Annotated in this window: 20 protein-coding genes; 7 read left to right on the forward strand and 13 right to left on the reverse strand. The window is 53.2% G+C overall.

Annotation, left to right across the window (positions count from 1 at the left end; translation table 11 throughout):
- The first annotated feature begins 54 nt into the window (after positions 1-54).
- The 4 genes from ACWB12_RS08535 to dnaQ are packed head-to-tail and all read left to right on the forward strand — an operon-like array spanning position 55 to position 2,762.
- A complete protein-coding gene (locus tag ACWB12_RS08535) occupies positions 55-654 on the forward strand; it encodes a Maf family protein (RefSeq protein ID WP_479529651.1) in 600 nt (199 codons plus the stop codon).
- Entirely contained in the window at positions 651-1,487 is an 837-nt protein-coding gene (locus tag ACWB12_RS08540; RefSeq protein ID WP_479529652.1) for a shikimate dehydrogenase, read from the forward strand. The genes ACWB12_RS08535 and ACWB12_RS08540 overlap by 4 nt, the downstream gene beginning before the upstream one ends.
- Positions 1,484-2,083: a dephospho-CoA kinase gene (gene coaE, locus ACWB12_RS08545; protein WP_479529653.1), complete on the forward strand. Its 600-nt coding sequence runs from the start codon at positions 1,484-1,486 to the stop codon at positions 2,081-2,083. The genes ACWB12_RS08540 and coaE overlap by 4 nt, the downstream gene beginning before the upstream one ends.
- Positions 2,076-2,762, forward strand: coding sequence for a DNA polymerase III subunit epsilon (gene dnaQ, locus ACWB12_RS08550; RefSeq protein WP_479529654.1), 687 nt, complete (start codon positions 2,076-2,078; stop codon positions 2,760-2,762). Before coaE ends, dnaQ begins: the two co-directional genes overlap by 8 nt.
- Here dnaQ and secB read toward each other — a convergent pair.
- Both secB and ACWB12_RS08560 read right to left on the reverse strand, forming a co-directional pair.
- On the reverse strand, positions 2,759-3,241 hold the full coding sequence (gene secB, locus ACWB12_RS08555) for a protein-export chaperone SecB (RefSeq protein WP_479529655.1): 483 nt from the start codon (positions 3,239-3,241) through the stop codon (positions 2,759-2,761). The two genes, dnaQ and secB, sit on opposite strands and share 4 nt — an antisense overlap.
- A gap of 57 nt (positions 3,242-3,298) precedes the next feature.
- Positions 3,299-3,778 (reverse strand): FxsA family protein, encoded by a 480-nt coding sequence (locus ACWB12_RS08560; RefSeq protein ID WP_479529656.1) that lies wholly within the window; start codon positions 3,776-3,778, stop codon positions 3,299-3,301.
- 108 nt (positions 3,779-3,886) lie between these two features.
- Here ACWB12_RS08560 and ACWB12_RS08565 point away from each other — a divergent pair, with 108 nt between their 5' ends.
- The 3 genes from ACWB12_RS08565 to ACWB12_RS08575 are packed head-to-tail and all read left to right on the forward strand — an operon-like array spanning position 3,887 to position 6,173.
- The gene (locus ACWB12_RS08565) at positions 3,887-4,552 is read left to right on the forward strand and encodes a Tim44/TimA family putative adaptor protein (protein WP_479529657.1); all 666 of its coding nucleotides are present in this window, start codon (positions 3,887-3,889) and stop codon (positions 4,550-4,552) included.
- A complete protein-coding gene (gene mltA, locus ACWB12_RS08570; RefSeq protein ID WP_479529658.1) occupies positions 4,549-5,589 on the forward strand; it encodes a murein transglycosylase A in 1,041 nt (346 codons plus the stop codon). Before ACWB12_RS08565 ends, mltA begins: the two co-directional genes overlap by 4 nt.
- Positions 5,586-6,173, forward strand: a complete 588-nt coding sequence (locus ACWB12_RS08575) for a Smr/MutS family protein (RefSeq protein WP_479529659.1) — start codon at positions 5,586-5,588, stop codon at positions 6,171-6,173. Before mltA ends, ACWB12_RS08575 begins: the two co-directional genes overlap by 4 nt.
- Here ACWB12_RS08575 and ACWB12_RS08580 read toward each other — a convergent pair.
- The 11 genes from ACWB12_RS08580 to tsaE form a co-directional block, all read right to left on the reverse strand.
- Entirely contained in the window at positions 6,156-7,379 is a 1,224-nt protein-coding gene (locus ACWB12_RS08580; protein WP_479529660.1) for an MFS transporter, read from the reverse strand. The two genes, ACWB12_RS08575 and ACWB12_RS08580, sit on opposite strands and share 18 nt — an antisense overlap.
- Positions 7,380-7,383: 4 nt before the next feature.
- Positions 7,384-8,493, reverse strand: a complete 1,110-nt coding sequence (locus tag ACWB12_RS08585; RefSeq protein WP_479529661.1) for an alpha/beta hydrolase — start codon at positions 8,491-8,493, stop codon at positions 7,384-7,386.
- A gap of 3 nt (positions 8,494-8,496) precedes the next feature.
- On the reverse strand, positions 8,497-9,804 hold the full coding sequence (gene hslU / locus ACWB12_RS08590; protein WP_479529662.1) for an ATP-dependent protease ATPase subunit HslU: 1,308 nt from the start codon (positions 9,802-9,804) through the stop codon (positions 8,497-8,499).
- On the reverse strand, positions 9,797-10,873 hold the full coding sequence (locus tag ACWB12_RS08595; RefSeq protein WP_479529663.1) for a hypothetical protein: 1,077 nt from the start codon (positions 10,871-10,873) through the stop codon (positions 9,797-9,799). Before ACWB12_RS08595 ends, hslU begins: the two co-directional genes overlap by 8 nt.
- 6 nt (positions 10,874-10,879) lie before the next feature.
- Entirely contained in the window at positions 10,880-11,437 is a 558-nt protein-coding gene (gene hslV, locus ACWB12_RS08600) for an ATP-dependent protease subunit HslV (protein ID WP_479529664.1), read from the reverse strand.
- A gap of 112 nt (positions 11,438-11,549) precedes the next feature.
- Positions 11,550-11,870, reverse strand: a complete 321-nt coding sequence (gene trxA / locus ACWB12_RS08605; protein ID WP_479529665.1) for a thioredoxin — start codon at positions 11,868-11,870, stop codon at positions 11,550-11,552.
- A gap of 57 nt (positions 11,871-11,927) precedes the next feature.
- Positions 11,928-15,314, reverse strand: coding sequence for a double-strand break repair helicase AddA (addA, locus tag ACWB12_RS08610; RefSeq protein WP_479529666.1), 3,387 nt, complete (start codon positions 15,312-15,314; stop codon positions 11,928-11,930).
- Positions 15,311-18,256 (reverse strand): double-strand break repair protein AddB, encoded by a 2,946-nt coding sequence (gene addB, locus ACWB12_RS08615; RefSeq protein ID WP_479529667.1) that lies wholly within the window; start codon positions 18,254-18,256, stop codon positions 15,311-15,313. Before addB ends, addA begins: the two co-directional genes overlap by 4 nt.
- Positions 18,249-18,938 carry a nucleotidyltransferase family protein gene (locus ACWB12_RS08620; protein WP_479529668.1) on the reverse strand — a complete coding sequence of 230 codons (690 nt, stop codon included), beginning with the start codon at positions 18,936-18,938 and terminating at the stop codon, positions 18,249-18,251. Before ACWB12_RS08620 ends, addB begins: the two co-directional genes overlap by 8 nt.
- The gene (locus ACWB12_RS08625) at positions 18,914-19,927 is read right to left on the reverse strand and encodes an aminoglycoside phosphotransferase family protein (RefSeq protein WP_479529669.1); all 1,014 of its coding nucleotides are present in this window, start codon (positions 19,925-19,927) and stop codon (positions 18,914-18,916) included. The genes ACWB12_RS08620 and ACWB12_RS08625 overlap by 25 nt, the downstream gene beginning before the upstream one ends.
- Positions 19,920-20,393 carry a tRNA (adenosine(37)-N6)-threonylcarbamoyltransferase complex ATPase subunit type 1 TsaE gene (tsaE, locus tag ACWB12_RS08630; RefSeq protein ID WP_479529670.1) on the reverse strand — a complete coding sequence of 158 codons (474 nt, stop codon included), beginning with the start codon at positions 20,391-20,393 and terminating at the stop codon, positions 19,920-19,922. Before tsaE ends, ACWB12_RS08625 begins: the two co-directional genes overlap by 8 nt.
- Positions 20,394-20,423 lie beyond the last annotated feature (30 nt).

A 20,423-nucleotide genomic window follows, 5' to 3' on the forward strand; every position in this document is an offset into this window, starting at 1 on the left:
TATCCATAGATTCGCCCACCAACAATCCATTGAGTCTTCCACAGGGATATGAACATGACAGATCGCATCATTCTGGCATCCGGTTCGGAAATCAGACAGATTTTACTGCGTAATGCAGGTGTAGATTTTGAAACCGCAATTGCCAGAATTGACGAAGACGCAATTCGAAGATCACTTGAAGCAGAAAAAACCAGCCCACGCGATATTGCCGACGCCTTGGCTGAATTCAAAGCACAGAAAGTTGCAATGAAAGAGCCGGACACATTGGTGATTGGTTGTGACCAGACGCTTGATTTTGACGGCAAGGTTATGTCCAAGCCCGCATCAATCAGCGAGGCGCGGGAACAGCTGCAAGCATTTCGCGGGAAACAACACGCGCTGTATTCGGCGGCGGTCATATATGACAAGGGCAGGCCTGTTTGGCGGCATATCGGAAAAACACAACTGCAAATGCGTGATTTTTCGGATGCGTATCTGGACAGCTATCTAGAACGAAATTGGCACAGCATTCGTCATTCTGTCGGCGCATATAAACTGGAAGAGGAGGGTTCCCGCCTATTTTCACGCATAAGCGGAGATTATTTTGTAGTTCTGGGGCTACCTTTGCTAGAGTTGTTGTCGTATCTGTCAGAACGGGGGATACTGGAAACATGAGCGATATAAAAATCCCGCTGGCCGGCGTTATTGGCTCGCCTATTGCGCATAGCAAATCACCGGCGCTGCATCGGCATTGGTTAAATACCAACGGCATCAAAGGGTATTACATCCCCATGGACGTTAGCCGCGTTGATTTGGCAGATGTGATAAGATCATTGCCCCAGATGGGGTTCGTTGGTGTGAACATTACAATTCCCCACAAGGAGGCGGTTCTGGGCCTTGCCGATCTGGTGACGGATCGTGCGGCATTGATCGGCGCTGCGAACACGCTAATTTTTCGCAAGGACGGGATTATTCATGCGGATAATACCGATGGATACGGATTTATCGAAAATCTGCACCACGGTGCGCCCGGCTGGAACCCCAAGGCAGGACCGGCAGTGGTGCTCGGGGCGGGCGGTGCTGCGCGCGCGGTAATTGCGTCATTGATCGAGGTTGGCGTGACAGAAATTCGCCTGAGCAACCGGACGCGTAACCGCGCGGATGTGCTGCAAAAGGAGTTTGGCACAAAAATTAGGGTGTATGACTGGGTCAAGGCTGGCAACATGATGGACGGGGCATTGACCGTCGTGAACACAACGTCGTTGGGAATGGTCGGTAAGCCAGAGTTTCGCGTTCCACTAGATGGGCTTTCATCCAGCGCGGTGGTGACAGATCTGGTTTACGCACCGCTGGATACGCAATTTCTGATTAAGGCCCGTCAAATGGGCTGCACGACGGTGGATGGATTGGGCATGCTGCTGTATCAGGCCGTTCCCGCATTTGAACGGTGGTTCGGCAAGCGGCCCGTGGTGGACGATGCTTTGCGTGCGGAGGTTTTATCTACATGAGGGATATTCCGTTTCTTATTGGTCTGACCGGATCCATCGGCATGGGAAAATCCACAACAGCGACAATGTTTGCCGATCTTGGAGTGCCGATCTGGGGTGCAGATAATGCAGTTCACCGGCTATATGATACTGGCGGCGCAGCGGTTGAACCAATGCGCGCGATTTATCCGGATGCGGTCATTGATGGTGCGGTTCGTCGTCAGGTGCTGAAACAGTGGATAGCCAATGACGCATCAGCACTGGGCCAGATTGAACAGGTCGTGCATCCTTTGGTCGCAGCGGATCGGGCCGATTTTATCGGGCAGGCGCAGGCAGATATTGTGCTGCTGGATATACCCTTGCTGTTTGAAACGGGGACCAGTGAAATGGTGGATGCGGTGGTTGTGGTTACGGCCCCACCAGCGGTTCAGCGGGATCGGGTGCTGGCACGAGAAGGTATGACGCAGGCGCAGTTTGAGGCTATTGTTGCAAAACAAATGCCGGATGCCGAAAAACGAAAACGGGCGGATTATGTGATTGAAACAACTTCGTTAGAGCAAGCCAAGGCGCAGGTTCAAACGATCTTGGAACAGATAAAAAGGCAAATTGATGCGTGAAATAGTATTGGATACGGAAACCACCGGATTTGAGCCGAGCCAAGGCGACAGGATCGTTGAAATAGGCGCGGTTGAACTGTTCAACCACATGCCAACCGGCCAGACCTATCACCAATATATCAATCCCGAACGCGCCATGCCAACATCCGCCTTCGAGGTGCACGGGCTGGGCGATGAATTTCTGTCGAACAAGCCGTTGTTCAAAGATATCGCGCAGGCATTTATCGATTTTATCGGTGATTCACAACTGGTGATCCACAACGCATCGTTCGATATGAAGTTCCTGAATGCGGAACTGAAATGGGTCAACCGGCCTGTACTTCCAATGAGCCAATCACTGGATACACTGGCCATCGCCCGCAAAAAATTCCCTGGCGCCAATGCGTCACTGGATGGGTTGTGCCGCCGGTTTGGTATTGATAACTCATCCCGCACCCTGCACGGCGCGTTGCTGGATTCGGAAATCCTAGCCGAGGTATATCTGGAATTGCTGGGCGGGCGTCAATCCGGCTTTGCGCTGGCGACGGATGCATCATCCGTGGGGTCGGATGTTGATGATGGATGGCGTGCGCGTCCACGCCAAACGGCGCTGGCCTCTAAATTGACCAAAGAAGAAACCGCCGCCCATGACAAATTTGTAAAAGACATGGGCGACGGCGCAATTTGGTCTAAACCTTAGGCATCTGCTTTTGGTTTATCTTCTGATTCCGCACGGCGAGCCAGCTCGGATCGATACAGCGCAAGGAAATCAATGTTTTCCAGGTTAAGCGCTGGGAAACCACCATCGCTGGTGATGTCAGCAACGATGCGACGAATATACGGGAACAGCATCCGCGGGCATTCGATCAGTAAGAACGGGTGCAGTTGATCCTCTGGCACGTTTTCAATCAGGAAAATGCCGCCGTATTCAAGCTCTAGCAAAAACAGCGGCTCGCCACCGTTTTTGTTTTTCGAGGTGATGTTGAATTTTGCCACAACCTCGTACTGGTTATCAACGGGGCGTTTTTTAGCGTCCAGATTAACCTGAACCTGAATGTCTGGCTGAACCTCTCCCTCGACGCCTTTTTGCGCAACAGCATTTTCAAAGGACATATCCTTGATGAACTGCGCAAGAACCTGCATTTTAATTTGTGGGGCTTCAGTACCGTTTTCGGCCATCTTGTCTCTCCTGATGGAATTATGTTGCAAAGTGGTTAGCAGGTCCGGTGACAGGCCTCAATCCTTTGTCCAGCCAGATGGCTTGTCCGAAGGGGGTTTATCTGGCGTAATTTCGGTATATTCGCCATCAATCACGTTTGAGGACGGGTTTTGACGGTGTGGTGGGGGTGTGCCCGCTGTAAAAGTCTGCACCTTTATGCGGCTTTTGACGTATTTAAACGCAGCGGCACGAAAAGGTGGGAACAACAGTAAAAACCCGACAGCGTCAGTGAAAAACCCCGGGGTCAGCAGCAAAGCACCCGCAAACAGGATCATTGCGCCATTGGCCAGCGGTTCACTGGGATCGCGCATTTCTGAAAATGATCCGCGAACCTGATTCATTGCAGCCACTCCTTGGGTGCGAACCAGCCATGTGCCCAGAAATGCAGTGGCAACCACGATTGCAAGCGTAGTCCACAAGCCCAGAAAACCACCAATCTTGATAAAAAGTGCAATTTCAATCAGTGGAACTGCAACAAATAATAGAAATAACCCCATAGAACCCTCATATAGACGTTATGGGTGCGTAGACTTGATTGCACCCAGCCCTTACATAGGGGCGAACACCGCATGTTACCATGCTTTAGTCTTTGAAATGAGGTCCAGATGAACGCCCCTATGATCCAACTTCTTGTTTTGGCAGGGATTGCCGTATTCCTGATCATTAAGCTTAAAAGTGTTTTAGGCACGCGTGAAGGATTTGAAAAACCTCCGGCACAGGCACCAGAATCAGAAAGTGCAGGAGGAAAACGTCAGGCCTTTGAGGTCATTGAAGGCGGGCCGGATCGTGATATTACCGACCACGTGAAAGAAGGAAGCGCTGCGGCCAAGGCACTGGCTGCGATGAAGGCTGCCGAGCCGAGCTTTGCTGTTGGAGAATTCCTGCAAGGGGCGCGCGGTGCATATGAAATGATCCTGATGGGGTTCGAGCGTGGCGATCTGGATTCAATCAAGCCGTTTTTGTCTGAAGAGGTGTTTGATACATTCGCTGATGTTGTAGCGGCCCGTGAAAAACAGGGCCTGACAATCGACGCCCAGTTTATCGGAGTGCGGGAAATAACGCTAACCAAAGCGAAGTTCCTGAAAACCAAAAGTCGCGGCGAAGTGACGGTCAAATTTGTTGGCGAGCTGACATCGGTTGTGCGGGACAAGGCAGGCGATATTCTTGAGGGCAAGGTCAATGAAAAGAAGAGTCAGAAAGATGTCTGGACCTTTGCCCGGAATATGGGTTCAAACGACCCAAACTGGAAACTAGTGGCAACAGGGGAATGAAACATGCCTTTCGGGCGGCAGCGGTATTGATGGTGATGGCCATGACCCACCCGACCCAAAGCGATGCGGCAAATTATTCACTATTGAAATTTGATGACTTGGCAGGGTGGGAAGAAGACGACCACACCGCAGCCCTAAACGCGTTTCTGGAAACCTGTTCAATCAACAAAGATAGCGAATGGGCCGCGTTATGCGGGTTGGCCAAATCACAACCTAGTGCAAAAACATATTTCGAGATGTTCTTTCGCCCCGTGCTGATAGAGGATGGAAAGCCCGCGCTGTTCACCGGATATTTCGAGCCAGAGCTGAACGGGTCACTTACCCAGACACCACGCTATCGCTATCCGCTATATCGCAAACCCCCCGAAGTTCAGGCTGGCACGCCGTGGTTGACGCGTCGCCAAATTGAGGAGACAGGCACACTGCGCGGCCGCGGCCTGGAGTTGGTCTGGGTTGATGATCCAGTCGAGGTTTTCTTTTTGCAAATTCAGGGCTCTGGTCGAATCCGCTTGCAAAACGGTAAGGTGATGCGCGTGGGCTATGGCGGGGCGAACGGGCGTAATTACCGGTCTGTCGGTCAGGAGCTGATCCGGCGCGGGATTTATTCAAAACATCAGGTGTCGGCGCAGGTTATCCAGAACTGGGTGCGGCGCAACCCGTATGAGGGCGCTGAATTGTTGCGCTACAACCCGTCATTTGTGTTCTTTCGTAAAGTTACCAAAGTGCCTGCATCCAAAGGCCCGATCGGTGCGATGAACAGATCGGTCACATCGGGGCGCACCTTGGCTGTTGATCCACGGTTCACGCCATTGGGCGCCCCCGTTTGGCTGGAAAAAGACGGGCGCAATACAATGCGCCGTTTGATGGTGGCGCAGGATACCGGATCAGCGATCAAAGGAGCGCAGCGGGCTGATATTTTTTTTGGGTCCGGTGATCAGGCAGGGCGTGAAGCCGGCGCTATTCGTGACCCCGGACGCATGGTGGTTTTAATGCCGATCCAGACTGCATTTTCCTTGGTGCCGGAGTTTGAAGAATGAGTCGCAAGCCGCGTGGTTTACGACCGGAAGAGCGCGAGTTGTGGCAACGGGTCGCCGAACAATCGGTGCCGATACACCCCGAACGCCCACATCCGGTAAAGCAGGCGGTTGAGCCGTTGAATGCAAAACCGCCGAACCCGCGAGTTCAGGGTTTTCGGATTGGTCAGACAGCCCGCAAGGTGGAAACACCTCACAATCTGGCCCCGCATATTTCAGACCATCTGATGAACAGTCATGTGCAAATGGACCACAAGGCCTATGGTAAAATGAAACGCGGTAAGCTGGGGCCAGAGGGCAAGATAGACCTTCACGGCATGACCTTGGCGCGGGCGCATCCTGCGTTGACAGGTTTTATCCAGAGCGCATACGGGCAGGGTAAACGGCTGGTTCTGGTGGTGACTGGTAAGGGCAAGGTAGGCACAGGAACCGGCCCAATTCCCGAAAGGCGCGGTGTGTTACGCCATCAGGTTCCGCATTGGTTGCTTGCCCCGCCGCTGGGCGCGTTTGTGATGCAGGTGACACCTGCGCATTTGAAACATGGTGGTGATGGCGCGTATTACGTTTACCTAAGACGGCGCAGGTAGCAGATGTTTTGCCCGCCGGATTCCCAACCACGCCATGCCGGATGCAAAGATGAAATAGACCGCGATACCAACCATCTGGTCATCAAACCCAATCCCGTAATCAATCAAAACCCCCGTTAACCCGGGCCCGATGGCCGAACCCAGAACCATGACCGCGGTGGTCATAGCCTTGATGCTGCCCAAATGGCGGGTGCCGTAAAACTCGGCCCAAAAGGCGCTGGGCACGGTGGAATTTGCGCCGATTGTCAGCGACATAATTACCATTGCCACCGCCGCCCCGAACAGGGTCTGCGCAAAAGACAACACGAGGAAAGCAGCGACTAAGGGCAATTGGTAGACCGGTGTCAGCCGTGCGGTGCCAAACCTATCAACCGCCCACCCCGACACAAGGGTTGCGACAACGCCGACAATTGTCAAAAGCGGGAACAGGGCAACAAGGCCGGTATGGCTCCACCCCTTGATCTCAGCCAAGTGCACCTGCTGGAAAAAGAATGCGGTGATAAATGCAGAAGGACCCAGCAGGACGGGCACCATAAACCAGAACAACCTGTGACCAAGAACTTCGCGGCGCAGCCAGTGGCGATCAGACATACCATACGCGTGGGATTCTTCTGATACAGATTTCGGGGTTCGTTCGGTTTTCAATAACCACAGCAATAGCGGAATCGAGAGCAGCACCAACATCGCCGCGATGACCCACAGATTACGCCACGGCAGGATTGTTAACATTGCCACAAAAGTAAGCGGCAATAGCGCTTCGCCCACTGCAACCCCCATCGAGGCCATCGCCATCGCACGTCCTCGCATCGCAACAAACCAGCGCGCCATCGCAACGGTCGCAATGTGGCTGACCATGCCTTGGCCGGATAACCGCAGCGCAAAGATAACAAACGGCAATGCCCAGACCGACGGGATGGCAGCCATCGCCAGACATGCTGCCGCCAATAGGGTTAGAAAAATAACACCCAATGCGCGCACCCGAAAACTGTCAGTCAATCCACCCGCCCAGATCATGACAATGGCCGAAGCAACGGTGCCCAGCGAATAGATGCCGCCCCATGCCCCATGCGTTAGCGAGAATTCGTTACGGATCGCACCAGAGAACACTGATATGAAAAATGTCTGGCCAAAGCTCGACATGAATGTGAGCAGGCTGCCCGCAATCAGCCACCGTGCATTTTGTTGTAGGAATCTGTGAAAGGTCATGGTCCTATTGTGCCAAGGCGGTGACAGGTAACAGGATCACTTGTGTGGCTTGCTGAACGGTTAAAACTGTACCCGGCAGCAATCCGACCCTGCCAGAACGATCATTGCGAAATGCAGCATCAATGCCGTTCAAACGCTTCAGGATTTGTATCAAGGCCGGTGACGTTGCGGCATTAAAATGGCCTGCCAAACCGTCAGAAAAACTGGTGACATCGATAAGGGTAACGCGCAATTCCGACAGTTCATTCACATCCTGAACATTACCAAGGCGCTCGTGTTTACCTGCAAGCCGCGCCGACAGTCGCAAGGCGCGATCCTTTTTCGAGGTAAAGATGACAAAGGGCTGGGGTAGTGGCCCGATCCGTGCGGCCTGTTGGCGGAATAAATCAACGTCAATATCAGGCGAGATCAGGAAAACGCCCCCGATAGCGCTGCTTAGGGTGCGAGGATCAGATATTGCCATCTGGCGCAGGGTTTCCATCGTTAGCAACGCGCCCATTGAATGACCTACCAGCAGTATTCGATCAGCACCTGCCGATTTTACCACGCGCAACAGGTCTTCTAACCCATCCCGCGCAAACAACAGGCTGTCACGGTCATATCCGTATCCCAGCGGGTTGGCGGCGCTGGGCCATGAATAATGGACGGTCGGATTTGGCAAGTCCATATCGTGGGATAATTGTGCAAGGCGGTACACCCCTTCGGCAAAATTGTTGTTGAACCCGTGGATAAACACCACCACTTCGCGTTGCCCTTTGGGACGGGTGCGCAAGGATTTGGCCAGATCGGAAGTGAACCCATTGGCTGTATTAAAGTGGTCAATTTTTGTGGTTAGAAAAGCCTGTGCAGGATTTGGTTTGCCGCGGGGCCAGTCAATTTCACCGACCTCGTGCTGTGGCGGGACGGAAATATCGTAGCGGTGGAATGAGACATCCGCCGTGCGTTTGTTATTAAAACTCCCGTCAGCGTCTATACCCCGTGTGGTGCCAACAAATACGTTATGCACCTGCCCGACAAGCGCTGCATCGGGGAACAGTGTAATGACCCCGCGCGGGGTGCAGGCCACAACAAGACCGAAGCTTGTGATGATCAGAACGCGCAGGAACAAGGTCATCGGTTACAGCACATAACGACTGACATCGGTTGAACGCGATAGCTCACCTAGATTTTTCTCAACAAAATCCGCATCAACTTTGACCATGTCACCACCCCTGTCCGGCGCATTAAAGGACAGCTCTTCGAACACCCGTTCGATCACGGTATACAGCCGGCGTGCGCCGATGTTTTCGACCGAATGGTTTACTTCGGCCGCGATCTTTGCCAGTGCCGCGATGCCATCATCGGTGAATTCAACCGTAACTTCTTCGGTGGCCATCAGCGCGGTGTATTGCCGTGTTAACGCGTTGTCGGTTTCGGTCAGGATGCGCACGAAATCCTCTTCCGTAAGGGCGCGCAGCTCAACACGGATCGGCAAACGGCCCTGTAGTTCAGGCAACAGGTCAGAGGGTTTGGCAACATGAAACGCGCCTGATGCAATAAACAGGATATGGTCGGTTTTGACCGGCCCGTGTTTGGTCGAAACTGTTGTTCCCTCGATCAACGGTAACAAATCGCGCTGCACACCTTCGCGGGAAACATCGGCACCACTGGCGTTTTTGCGCGCACACACCTTGTCGATTTCATCCAGAAATACGATGCCGTTTTGCTCGACTTCTTCAAGGGCAGCACGTGTTACGGTTTCATCATCCAGCAGTTTATCGGCCTCTTCGCCGATCAGAATTTCATAACTTTCTGCCACAGACATTTTGCGCCGCGTGGTGCGTCCGCCCATTGCCTTGCCGAATATATCACCGATATTCATCATGCCCATGTTTTGGCCGGGCTGGCCGGGGACTTCGAACATCGACATCGGATTGGAATTGTCGGCCATGTCCAGTTCGATCACGGTGTCGTCCAATTCGCCCGACTTCAGTTTCTTGCGAAACATCTCGCGGGTTCCATCGCGGGCATCAGTTCCGGCGATGGCCTCGATCACGCGTTCTTCGGCGGCTTCACGCGCTTTGGCCTTAACATCCTGGCGCATCTGTTCGCGGGTCAGGGTAATGGCGCTATCGACCAGATCACGGATGATTTGTTCAACATCGCGGCCAACATATCCGACCTCGGTGAACTTGGTTGCTTCAATCTTGATGAACGGGGCATGGGCCAGCTTTGCCAGCCGGCGGCTGATTTCGGTTTTGCCAACACCGGTTGGCCCGATCATTAGAATGTTCTTAGGGTAGACCTCTTCGCGCAGATCATCACCCAGCTGTTTGCGCCGCCAACGGTTACGCAGGGCCACGGCTACAGCGCGTTTAGCGTCGTTTTGGCCAATGATAAAACGGTCCAGTTCAGATACGATTTCGCGGGGGGTTAGATCAGTCATTATTGCCTCGGATGTAAGGTGGAAAACGGTCTTTGTAAGGGAAATCCGGCAGTAAACGCATCAGCCATGCACGGATTTGCACCCACCATGTGCCAAGGGCTGTGATGAATGCCCCAAGGATAAGAAGCGTATAAACCATACTGGCACCATCGCCCAGATTGCTGCTCATAGCCCAGACAATAATTGCGCCCAGATAACCAATGCCAGCCGTTAAGAACGAGCGCCGATCAATGATCAACGAGATGATGGTGACGACGAACAGCAACAGGGCTGTTAGCAAATATCCTGATGTTCCACCGCTGTTATACAAGGTTAAAGCCATGGTGTTTACAATCGCGGGGGCGGCCAGAAGATGTAGCCAAAACCCCGTGGCGGAATAGCGGCTGATACGATGTGGGTCTTTGGTGTCGAAATAAATACCAAGCGCAAAGGCGAGGAACCCGAAGATAAGTGACCCGATAGCAAGGCCGGAACTTTCGCTAAGATCAAACAGGCCTTTGGGAAAATTATAGAGCGGTATTCCCGTGCCTTGAGTTCCCATAAAAGCATAGATGGCCATCAAGCCAAAGATGCCGAAAACAAACATCGAAAACGGCAGCTTGAACACATAGAAATAAACCAGCATTCCAACCATACCGACGCCACCAACGGTCATCAGATGAACTGCATCAATGGTGCTACCGATGGCATCCAGCAGGAATAAAACAGCAGCGGCCAGAAAAATCCCAAATCCGGCAGCAAGCGAAATGCTCGGCAGGCTCATCCGGCGCTTTTTAGTGAAGTAAAGCGCGAACACCCATGTCAGGATCATCCCCGTCGCGGCAATGCCGATACCACCACCGACGATAGCACCAAAAGCAAGGATGCCAGAAAACAGCAGCCACAAACCCACAGTGACAAAGATTTCACTGAAGCCTTTGAAAAATTCAAACGGTTCGTCATCGTTGATCAGACCATCCCGCACACCCAGCCGTTCCTGTGCCAAAGCCAACAGACTTGCGGCCTGCCCTTCGCTCAACACGCCAGATGCTACAGCAGCCCGAATATCGTCTTTGGAAAAATCGCTCAAACCCAATTACCCTTTAATCGTTTCCACGGTCAGATTGCCGTTGGTGTAGACGCAAATATCGGCCGCAATCGCCATTGCTTTGCGAGCCACATCTTCGGCGCTTAATTTGGTGTCCATCAAGGCGCGCGCTGCGGCCAGTGCGTAATTCCCGCCCGACCCGATCGCGGTGACATCATGTTCTGGCTCCAACACGTCGCCCGCACCCGTGATGACAAAAATATCCTTGCCATCAGTCACGATCAGCATAGCTTCCAGTTTTTGCAGATACTTGTCGGTGCGCCAATCCTTGGCCAACTCAACACTGGCACGGGCCAATTGCCCGGGCGTTGATTCCAGCTTCACCTCTAGCCGTTCAAGCAGCGTAAACGCGTCCGCCGTTGATCCGGCAAATCCGGCCACCACATCAAACCCGCCGGGGGATAGGCGGCGCACTTTTTTGGCAGTCCCTTTCATAACGGTCTGGCCAATGCTGACCTGTCCGTCACCGGCGATTACGACCTTGCCGCCTTTTTTCACACCGATAATCGTGGTGCCGTGCCATCCTGGAAATTGATCGTCAGCCATCGCGCCCTCCTGTTCATTCTGTCCTATATGGCAATGGGCGGCGGGCAACACAAGTTTCCCACGAAAAAGGGGCGCAAAATTGCACCCCTGATCCGATTATTGATGTGTTGGTTTAGATTGATTCTTCGATCCAGCCCTGAATGGCGGCTTTGGGTGCAGCGCCAACCTTGTTTGCTACAACTTGCCCGTCTTTCAACAGGAACAGCGCAGGAATGCCGCGCACACCCATTTGGGCCGGGGTGTTGGGGTTTTCGTCAACATTTACTTTGACAATTTTCACTTTGTCGCCCAATTCCGCGGCCAGCTCTTCTAATGCTGGACCGATTTGTTTGCACGGGCCGCACCATTCTGCCCAGAAATCCACCACGACAGGAACGTCGGATTTCAGGACTTCTGCGTCAAATGTTGCGTCTGTTACTGCTACTGTGGACATGATGTGCCTCCTTGGCATATGTGTTTGAGGGGAACCTAAGTAGCTGCCTGCCCACCGTCAAGGGAGTGTGGTGGAACGCAATGCCGCAGTCACGGCCTCGTGTTCCAAGGTCATAAGCGAGGCAGTGCGGGTCCAAAGGATGGCTGTTTCTACGGTGCGGTTTGGAAATACCTGCTCTAATGCGGCACAATATGCCCCAAGTTGGCGTAACAGCCCGTCGGGGACAGCTCCGTTTGTGGTCGGAACAACGGTGTTTGATTTGAAATCAACAGCCAAAATTCGCGTAGGAAAAATAAGTAACCGATCGATTTCACCGTGAATGCGGGCGTGGCCCAGTTCAGGTAGGTTGGCAGAGATTGGCGCTTCTGCCAATGTGCCATCGTTAAACAGAAAGGCCAGATCGGGATTGTCTAGAACAGCAGTGACCTCTTGATATATGCTGTAAAATTCTGTTTGGCTAACGTTCGGTAACAGCCCTTTTGCCAACCTATTCCTATCCGGCTTTGGATGGTTCGGAAGATGTTCAAGTAGAAGGTGGATATTGCTCCCCCTTTGCATTGCATCGTGCTCGTTTAATCCGTCCGCTTCGCCCGCCAACGCCTTTGCACCGCCCAGATCAGATGGTGAAAGGGTTTTGGTGGCGCGGCCAGGAGTATCAGCGGCTAAGGTGGCCCATTCTGGCAGAATAGAGACTGATTTAATCGCTCTTTCCTTTTGGGCATCAGATGTTTTTCCCCAATTTCCAGACTGGAGTCGCAGCCCCATCTTTGCGTTAAACTCGAAAGGTTCTGCATGGGCAGTTTTCATGCCTGCCTCTATCATCGCGTGCCAGGAACTACCGTCATCTTTTAGTTTTCCTGCCCCGCAAACGATAAGCCATTTTTCAGCACGGGTCATTGCCACATACAAAAGGCGCATCCGTTCCTGCTCGGCGGCATGGCGCAATTTATCGCGTGCAGCGGTTATCTGATCGGGGCAATTATCCTTGTTGATTTGCCACATCACCCCACCATTTTCGGCTGGATAGATTTGATCGCGTATCTTCAAATCCCAATCGGCAGTGTCCGGCAAAATAACAATCGGCGATTCCAGTCCTTTGGCCCCATGCACGGTCATCACCCGAATTCTGTCGCTGGTGCCATCCAGCTGCCGTTTGATTTCCACCTCCTCGGCCTGAAGCCAAGTGATAAAACCTGTCAGGCTGGGCACATCCATGCGCTCGAAACTCATGGCTTGCGATAGTAGGGCATCGATTCCGTCCTCGGCCTCTCCACCCAGTCGGGCCAGCAGATTTTTGCGTCCGTTAAAGCGCGTTAGTATCCGCTCCAGCAACTCGAAGGGCCGTAAAAAATCGGCGTCTTTGCGCAAAGCATCAATTATCTCCAGCGTCCGGGGAAAATCACCCTTGCGATTGCGCAATTCAGTCCAGAGGAATGATTTTTCAGGGCGCTTGTGGGTCAGATCAAACAGATCTTGTTCAGGCCAGCCGAATAGCGGGGATCGAAGGGCGCAGGCCAGCGATAAATCATCTTCGGGTGTCGCCAGAAAAGACAGCAGCGCGGTTAGGTCTTTTACCGCCATTTCAGCCCCGATTTTCAACCGGTCCGCACCGGCAATAGCAAGGCCTGCTTGCTTGCAAGCGCGGATTATTTCGTGGAACAAACGGGACCGCCGCCGGACCAAAATTAGAAAATCACCCTCTGTAACAGGGCGCATTCGGTAGGTATCTGTGTTTTCTATTTCTTCGGGTATCAGAGCGCCTGAACGACACATCTGGCAAATATGTTCGGCAAGCGTATTCGCCAGAACAACTGTTTCGTTGTTATCGGCGGGCTTGTCTATCGGGTCACTCCACACCCTTTTTTCCGCTGGCTCTGCTTTTTCAACGATAGACCAATGGTCAACGCGCCCCGGCATGTTGGATTTGAAAGTGCGGTGCATTACCTCGCCACCCAGCCCGTTATCGGCGCGGTCTTGAAAGGTTAAATCAACCAACCGCATAATCGGCTCTGCCGACCGAAATGAATGCTCAAGCTGCATAGCCTGAAAAGGAGCATCCACCTGCGCCATTTTTTCGCTGAAATGATTCTTCATCCGATCAAATTCGCCAGGGTCAGCACCTTGAAACGAATAAATCGACTGCTTTTTGTCACCCACAGCGAAAATTGTGCGTAATTTATCAGCTTGTGCGCCTTCGCCTGTGGTGAACTCTTGCGCCAGGCGTATAATCACATCCCATTGCCGCGGGCTGGTGTCTTGGGCTTCGTCCACAAGGATGTGATCAATGCCACCATCCAGCCGGTAAAGCACCCATTGAGCGACATAGGAGTTGTTAAGCAATTTGGCGGTTAGATCGATCAGATCATCAAAATCTAGCCATCCCTTTTGCTGTTTTCTGGCCTCGTATAGCGGCAGGAATGTGTGAGAGAATTGATGCAAATCTAGGGTTTTTTGGGCAGCATAGAGACTGATTCTAACTTTACGTGCCGCTTCAACGCGCCCCATTAGGTCGTTTAGTTGATCTAGATGAATGCCAAGTACGGCTTGTGTGGCTTTGGTTGGGAAGCTTCCAATTTTTGCAGTAAAAGGCTCTTTCGCGCCACTACCGGTCAAGAAAGCAGATTCCAGAATCTCCAAACCAGAATACTGGATGTTGTCCGTATCAAGGGCAGCAAGTTTCGCAGCAGCTTTCTGATCATTGGCCGAGCCATTTTTCAAAGCAGATAATAGAATGCTGAATAAGTCTTGCTCACCTCCAAGGATCACGCTGGAAAGAATACCTGCCTTGTTCGTTTCAGGTTTTAGATCAAACATATCCCAGATGGTTTCTGTATCCACCCCACCCCCAAGGATATCCCGATGTTTAGCAATCTCGGCAGTCAATTTACTAAAGTCAGTATCGTTATAATGGGTTGCCAATGCGTCTACAGCGGCCACATCTACCCCATCCGCCATTTCCTCGACAATCTCGGCACGCAACAGGTTCGCAGTGCGATCATCCATTTCGGTAAATTGCGGGGAAACGCCGGCTTCTAGCGGAAAGCGCCGCAGAAGCGAGGCACAGAACGAGTGGATCGTCTGAATTTTCAAACCGCCTGGGGCTTCAACGGCGCGGGCGAACAAGGTGCGGGCCTTGCGCAGCTCGTCTTTGTCGATGTTCCGATCTACGCCTAATTCACGTAATTCGGCCGCAAGCTCTTCCTCGTCCTGCATCGCCCAGACACCTAACCGTTTGAACAGGCGGTTTTGCATCTCGCTGGCGGCGGCTTTGGTGTAGGTCAGGCACAGGATGTGTTGCGGCAACACGCCTTCCAGCAGCAAACGCGCCACGCGGTCGGTTAGAACCCGCGTTTTACCGGATCCGGCATTGGCAGATAACCAGGTTGAAAACCCAGGTGTCGCGGCCTGAACTTGCCGTTCGGTTGCTTCATCGCGGCGAATCATTTCAACACCTCGTGTATCGGGGTCATACTTTCATCCCATTCGCCGAAACGGGCAAGGTGATCGTAGTCGTAAGAATACTGCATTTTTTCCATTGCACGGCGGGAGGTATAGCCCTTTTCACCCTTGGTATAGGCCGAAATCAGCGTCTCGAGATCCTGCCAGATTTCGTCGGAACTTGTTTCGTCTAGCGGTGCGGCAACGACGGCAGGTTTGCTACCCAGACCTATGTAATAGGCACCGGCAACACGAGTGTTTGCCAAATCCTTGAACCCAGCGTGCTCAATCAGCGCGGCGGTTAGCAACAGCTGTTTGTCAAAATATTTCTGGGTGTCTTTTGTTGGCGGGGAGCCGGTTTTATAGTCGTAGATATAGGTCACCCCTTCATCAGACCGATCCAACCGATCTGCTCTCGCGGTTAAGGTGACATCCAGACGGCCAACTTTTGCCGCCCCCCGTTGCTCCAATGCAAAGACCGTGGCAACCGCTCTGCGGTCCTCTTCACCATTCAGGAACGCATCTGCAAAACGCTCGACCTTGGCGCGCCAGATACGTCGCGCGGCAGGCCAAGGGGCGTCGGATTCCAGAACCTTGTCGGCGATTTCCATCAGACGGGCTTTGGCTGCTTCACGGGTTTCATCGCCGCAGGTTTTGATAAATACCTCAAGGATGCGATGAACGATTGTGCCGCTTAGCGGGGCGTCGGGCTGTTGGCGGATCGGATCTAGTGGATACAGGCGTAGAACCTTTGCAGCGTAAACCGCATAAGGGTCGCGGATCAGTTTTGTTATTCCGGTCACTGACAGGGATTTGGGCTGTGCAGTGGTTGGTGGGATTGGCGCAGGGCGCGGGGCGCTTTCAACAGGATTTGTTATTTCCTCTAATGCCTCGACCATGTCCAGTAATTCACGCCCACGGTCACACATCGCATCATAGGCTTCTTTGGCTCCATTATCCTGCAGTCCCCCCAGCAGATTTGTCAGCCGGTTCAGCCAGCGGGATGGCACGGTTTGCGCCTCGGAATCACGAACAGTGCGGGTTAGCCAAACCTCTTTCGCGGCAATCGCTTGTTGGAAATCATGTGCGGACAATCCGATCTGGCGCTCTGGCAGCAACAGCCCGACCTTTTGGCGCATCGACCGGTTCATCCACGGATCAGGGTTGGGTGTGCGCGGCCAAATCCCTTCGTTTAATCCGCCAAGGATAACCAGATCAGCCCCCTGAACGCGGGCTTCAAGCGTGCCCCAGATCATGATGTTCGGATGCGGACGGGTCGGGTCATGCACCTCGGCCAGATTAAGAATGCCGCGAAATAGGTTACTATAATCGAACGGCGTAAGTGGACCACCAAAAGCGGCATTGCGCTGTAGTTCCTCGACCTGTTCCAGCGCCTTGCGCCCTGCGGGCTTTTCCCACAATTCGCCGCTACCCTCATCGGCAGGGCCAGCGGCAAGAGCATGGGCAAGTGAAATATGTTGATCCACATGGTTTGCCAGATTGCGGGTGCTGACATGATCCAACTCGTCTAGCAGCTTTCCAAGCCACTTTGCCCATGCCCCGCGACCATCATCCTTGTGGGTTGCAGCCCAGATGTTCAGGGTATCTTTGGTCGGAAAGGGCGGGCCGTTCTTACGAATGTCCAATTCCAAATCACGGGTCCAACGCAGGTGATCGCCGCGACCTGCGGCGCCAGAATGAGTGAGCGGATGCTTCAGCAACGCTAGCAAAGATTCCGAGGTAAGAACCTGACCGAACAAGGCCGAGACTTGCAACAAGAAGCGGCCAGGCGCAGACATAGGCAAGGGTAAGCCAGCGCTATCATCCGGCTCGATCCCCCATTGATCCAGTGCCGCTGTCACTTGTCGGGTCAGCATCCGGTCAGGCGTAATCAGAGCAGCGATTTTGCCGCTTTCGGCACATTCACGCAGCTTTAGGGCAATGGCGATCGCCTCAAGTCTAGATGACGAGGCCTCGAGCAGCGCCATATTTTCTGTGGCTTGGGCAAGGTCGGTTAGGTGTTTGCCCTCGGACATCCATTGGTCGGTCACAGGGGCAGGGCGCAAGGCAAGTGACACAAGACTATTACGCGCAGTGCTGGGCGGGGTGGTTTTATCCCATTCCCCAATGTCATCACGTGATATGCCCAATGTATTTTGCAACGCGCGAAAGCGAAATTGCGGATGATCAGCGGCGGTCATAGCATCATCCATTGCGGTCCAGACTTGATGGGGCAAATCAAAATCATAACCAGGTAGAACGATAGCACCTTGGGGTAGTTTTGCAACAGCGGCCATCAGCATATGCGTGGCCCCGCGTGATCCGGTTGACCCCGCAATAATCACGGGATGTAGCGGCGGGTTGCTGGCCCATTCAAGGGTCAATTTCTGCACCACCAAATGCTGGCGGGCTTCGGCATCGGGGTGGTCTTTGGCGGCTTCCCCGAAATAATGCTGGATCAGCTTCACGAATTCCAGCGCCCGTTTCCAATGGCCGGATTGGTCCGAAACATCGAGGTTCTCGATTGCGTCAGGCGAAACGCCTTCGCTTTGCATTTCGTCCATCAGGTCGGCAAGGCTATCGGTAAGATCAAAAAGGGCGGTGCGCGGTGCTAGATCAGGTTGCATACGCAGCAGTTCGGCGACCAATTGCGATAGCTCTAACCGGCGCTGAAGTTTCGGAACAGCAGGCGGAAGGTCTGCAATCGCAGCGGTTTGACCCAGATCGGTGATTAGGCGAATGCGGGGCAACAACAGGGCTGGGCCCGCATCGAAAATATCGCGGATACGGCGCTGCATGCGGCGAGTGTTTACAAAAACCTCGACGGTGGACAGGTATTCTGGCGGCTGATCTGCACATCTTTCAAGCAGCCCTTTCACCAGCGCATTTGGGAAATCTACACCTGCGGGCAGACCGAATACGCGGGGTGTCGGCGTTGGCTCAAACATCGTGGTTTCCCAGCATGGTTTCGGCAAGCTTTATGCCTGCGGGGGTTCCTACATCACACCAGTCCCCACTGTGGGTCGTGCCGAAAATACGACCGCTGTCATACATTTGATCCCATAAAGAATGCAGCGAGAATTTGGTTTCAGTGATGTTGGTCAACCCATCGGTTTTAATAATTTGTGCCCCTGAATAGATCATCCCGGGCCCGCGTTTTATTGTGCCATTCTCCGCCAGTAAAAAATCCCCGACACCAGCGTGGCCAATTGCGTTTGTGGGTGGGATAAGCAGTAACAGCGCGTCCATTCGTTCCGGATCCCAAGCGGCAGCAAGCGTAGTCAGGGGGTTTTGATCGGTCCAGATTGCATCGGTGTTGAGGGTGAATACAGGGTCGGCCCCCAACAAGGGCAATGCGTTTTTCAATCCGCCGCCGGTTTCAAGAATTTCAGTTTCGTATGATAGGGCCACATTGCGGCTGGCAAGATGCGCTTCTAGCATTTGAGGCAGATAATGGGTGTTGGCGATGATTGTGCTGATCCCCGCAGCATCAACAATTTCCAGCGCATGGTCAATCAACGGCTTATCCGCAACCTTGATCAACGGTTTTGGACAGGCAGCGGTTAGCGCCCCCATGCGGGTTCCAAAACCGGCAGCAAACAGCATCAGGGTGTCTGGGGGTTTTTGCATTTACTTTTTAACCTTTGTAAGACGTCGGGGGTGGGTTCCGACAAGGCAGCAAAGACCAGCCTGTTTAGGCTGGCTAGGGCGGGGTGGGACAAATCCTGCTTCAGATGGCCCCAGACGCGGGGGATCAGGTCGATGTAATCGGGTTTTCCGGCGACCACGCAAAGGCGGGCGAATACGCCCAGAATGCGCAGGTTTCGTTGTGCTCCGTTTGCGCAATAGGCGGCGTGGAATATTTGCGGATCATACCCTGTTGCGCTGGCATATCGGTTGATCATCTCGGTTTGGATTTTGGCAGGAACATCACGGCGTGCGTCCTCTAGCAACGAGACCAGATCATAGGATGGATGCGCAATGACTGCATCCTGATAATCCAGTAGGCCAACGCATTTTGTGCCGATCCGGTTAGGTAGCCATAACAGGTTTTCAGCGTGGTAATCGCGCAACGCGATCACAGGAGGGCCGGCGTAATATTTCGTCAGAACGGTTTCCATCTCGGTGGTGATTGCCGCCACTTCATCAGGTGTGACGGGGTGATACCATTCAAATACGGGGCCGATATATTCGGCCATCACGGCTGGGGTGTAATCCAGCAAACCGTCGGGCACAGGGTGTTGATGAAGCAGGACCAGCACATCAACCGCCGCACGGTATAATGTTTGTTCCATATCAGGGTTGTCATTGATCAGACGTGCAAACAGGGCATCACCCAAATCTTCGATCAACAAAAACCCGTGCTGTGCATTTTGCGCCAGAATGCGGGGGGGGCTTAGGCCTAGTCTTATTAAGTGGGCGGTGATTGCAACAAATGGCTGGATGTTTTCGCCGCTTGTTGGCGGGGCGTGCATTAGCACGGCGGTTTCACCCGTATCGCTGCGAGTCAACCGAAGGTAACTGCGGTTTGATGCGTCCCCAGCAAGGTGGACTTGGGTGGCGTTACCCCAGCCGCTTTGGGTTAAAAACTGGTTGGCTAGGGTTTTTCGATCAGACATCCAGACCCTCCAGTACAGAGCGCCACCGAGGGTCTGTTGCGCGTAATGTTACATGGCGTTCCTGTGGGGTATCAGTAATTTGCAGTGAAATCGCCAACGCATTTGCCGGTGTTAAATCACCCAGCCGATCAGGCCACTCAACAAGACATAGGGCGGTTTCAAAGGCATCTTCCAACCCCAGCTCTTGTGCCTCGTAAGGTGTTGTCAGGCGGTATAAATCACAGTGCCAAATATCGAATTTTGGCGCAGCATACGTTTGCACCAGAGTGAAGGTTGGCGAAGGAATATCCTCGGGGGTTGTCAGAAGAGACAAGATCAAGGCGCGGGTAAAGAAGCTTTTGCCTGCTCCGATTGGCCCCTCAAGCAAGATCACATCCCCCGCATTCAGGCGGGGGGCCAACGCCTGCGCTAGCCTTGCGGTATCTTTCGGGGACGTAAGGGTGAGGGATATTGAACACGAACACATAACGTGACTTTAACGCGACTATTGCGCGGC

The organism is Profundibacter sp., from assembly GCF_056498605.1.

Excerpts from the sequence above, each read along its gene's own strand:
- ACWB12_RS08540 (WP_479529652.1), top strand. The coding sequence starts at position 651 with ATGAGCGATATAAAAATCCCGCTGGCCGGCGTTATTGGCTCGCCTATT.
- addB (WP_479529667.1), bottom strand. The coding sequence starts at position 18,256 with ATGTTTGAGCCAACGCCGACACCCCGCGTATTCGGTCTGCCCGCAGGT.
- coaE (WP_479529653.1), top strand. The coding sequence starts at position 1,484 with ATGAGGGATATTCCGTTTCTTATTGGTCTGACCGGATCCATCGGCATG.
- ACWB12_RS08565 (WP_479529657.1), top strand. The coding sequence starts at position 3,887 with ATGAACGCCCCTATGATCCAACTTCTTGTTTTGGCAGGGATTGCCGTA.
- secB (WP_479529655.1), bottom strand. The coding sequence starts at position 3,241 with ATGGCCGAAAACGGTACTGAAGCCCCACAAATTAAAATGCAGGTTCTT.
- mltA (WP_479529658.1), top strand. The coding sequence starts at position 4,549 with ATGAAACATGCCTTTCGGGCGGCAGCGGTATTGATGGTGATGGCCATG.
- ACWB12_RS08580 (WP_479529660.1), bottom strand. The coding sequence starts at position 7,379 with ATGACCTTTCACAGATTCCTACAACAAAATGCACGGTGGCTGATTGCG.
- addA (WP_479529666.1), bottom strand. The coding sequence starts at position 15,314 with ATGATTCGCCGCGATGAAGCAACCGAACGGCAAGTTCAGGCCGCGACA.
- dnaQ (WP_479529654.1), top strand. The coding sequence starts at position 2,076 with ATGCGTGAAATAGTATTGGATACGGAAACCACCGGATTTGAGCCGAGC.
- trxA (WP_479529665.1), bottom strand. The coding sequence starts at position 11,870 with ATGTCCACAGTAGCAGTAACAGACGCAACATTTGACGCAGAAGTCCTG.
- hslU (WP_479529662.1), bottom strand. The coding sequence starts at position 9,804 with ATGACTGATCTAACCCCCCGCGAAATCGTATCTGAACTGGACCGTTTT.
- tsaE (WP_479529670.1), bottom strand. The coding sequence starts at position 20,393 with ATGTGTTCGTGTTCAATATCCCTCACCCTTACGTCCCCGAAAGATACC.
- ACWB12_RS08625 (WP_479529669.1), bottom strand. The coding sequence starts at position 19,927 with ATGTCTGATCGAAAAACCCTAGCCAACCAGTTTTTAACCCAAAGCGGC.
- ACWB12_RS08535 (WP_479529651.1), top strand. The coding sequence starts at position 55 with ATGACAGATCGCATCATTCTGGCATCCGGTTCGGAAATCAGACAGATT.
- hslV (WP_479529664.1), bottom strand. The coding sequence starts at position 11,437 with ATGGCTGACGATCAATTTCCAGGATGGCACGGCACCACGATTATCGGT.
- ACWB12_RS08620 (WP_479529668.1), bottom strand. The coding sequence starts at position 18,938 with ATGCAAAAACCCCCAGACACCCTGATGCTGTTTGCTGCCGGTTTTGGA.
- ACWB12_RS08585 (WP_479529661.1), bottom strand. The coding sequence starts at position 8,493 with ATGACCTTGTTCCTGCGCGTTCTGATCATCACAAGCTTCGGTCTTGTT.
- ACWB12_RS08560 (WP_479529656.1), bottom strand. The coding sequence starts at position 3,778 with ATGGGGTTATTTCTATTATTTGTTGCAGTTCCACTGATTGAAATTGCA.
- ACWB12_RS08575 (WP_479529659.1), top strand. The coding sequence starts at position 5,586 with ATGAGTCGCAAGCCGCGTGGTTTACGACCGGAAGAGCGCGAGTTGTGG.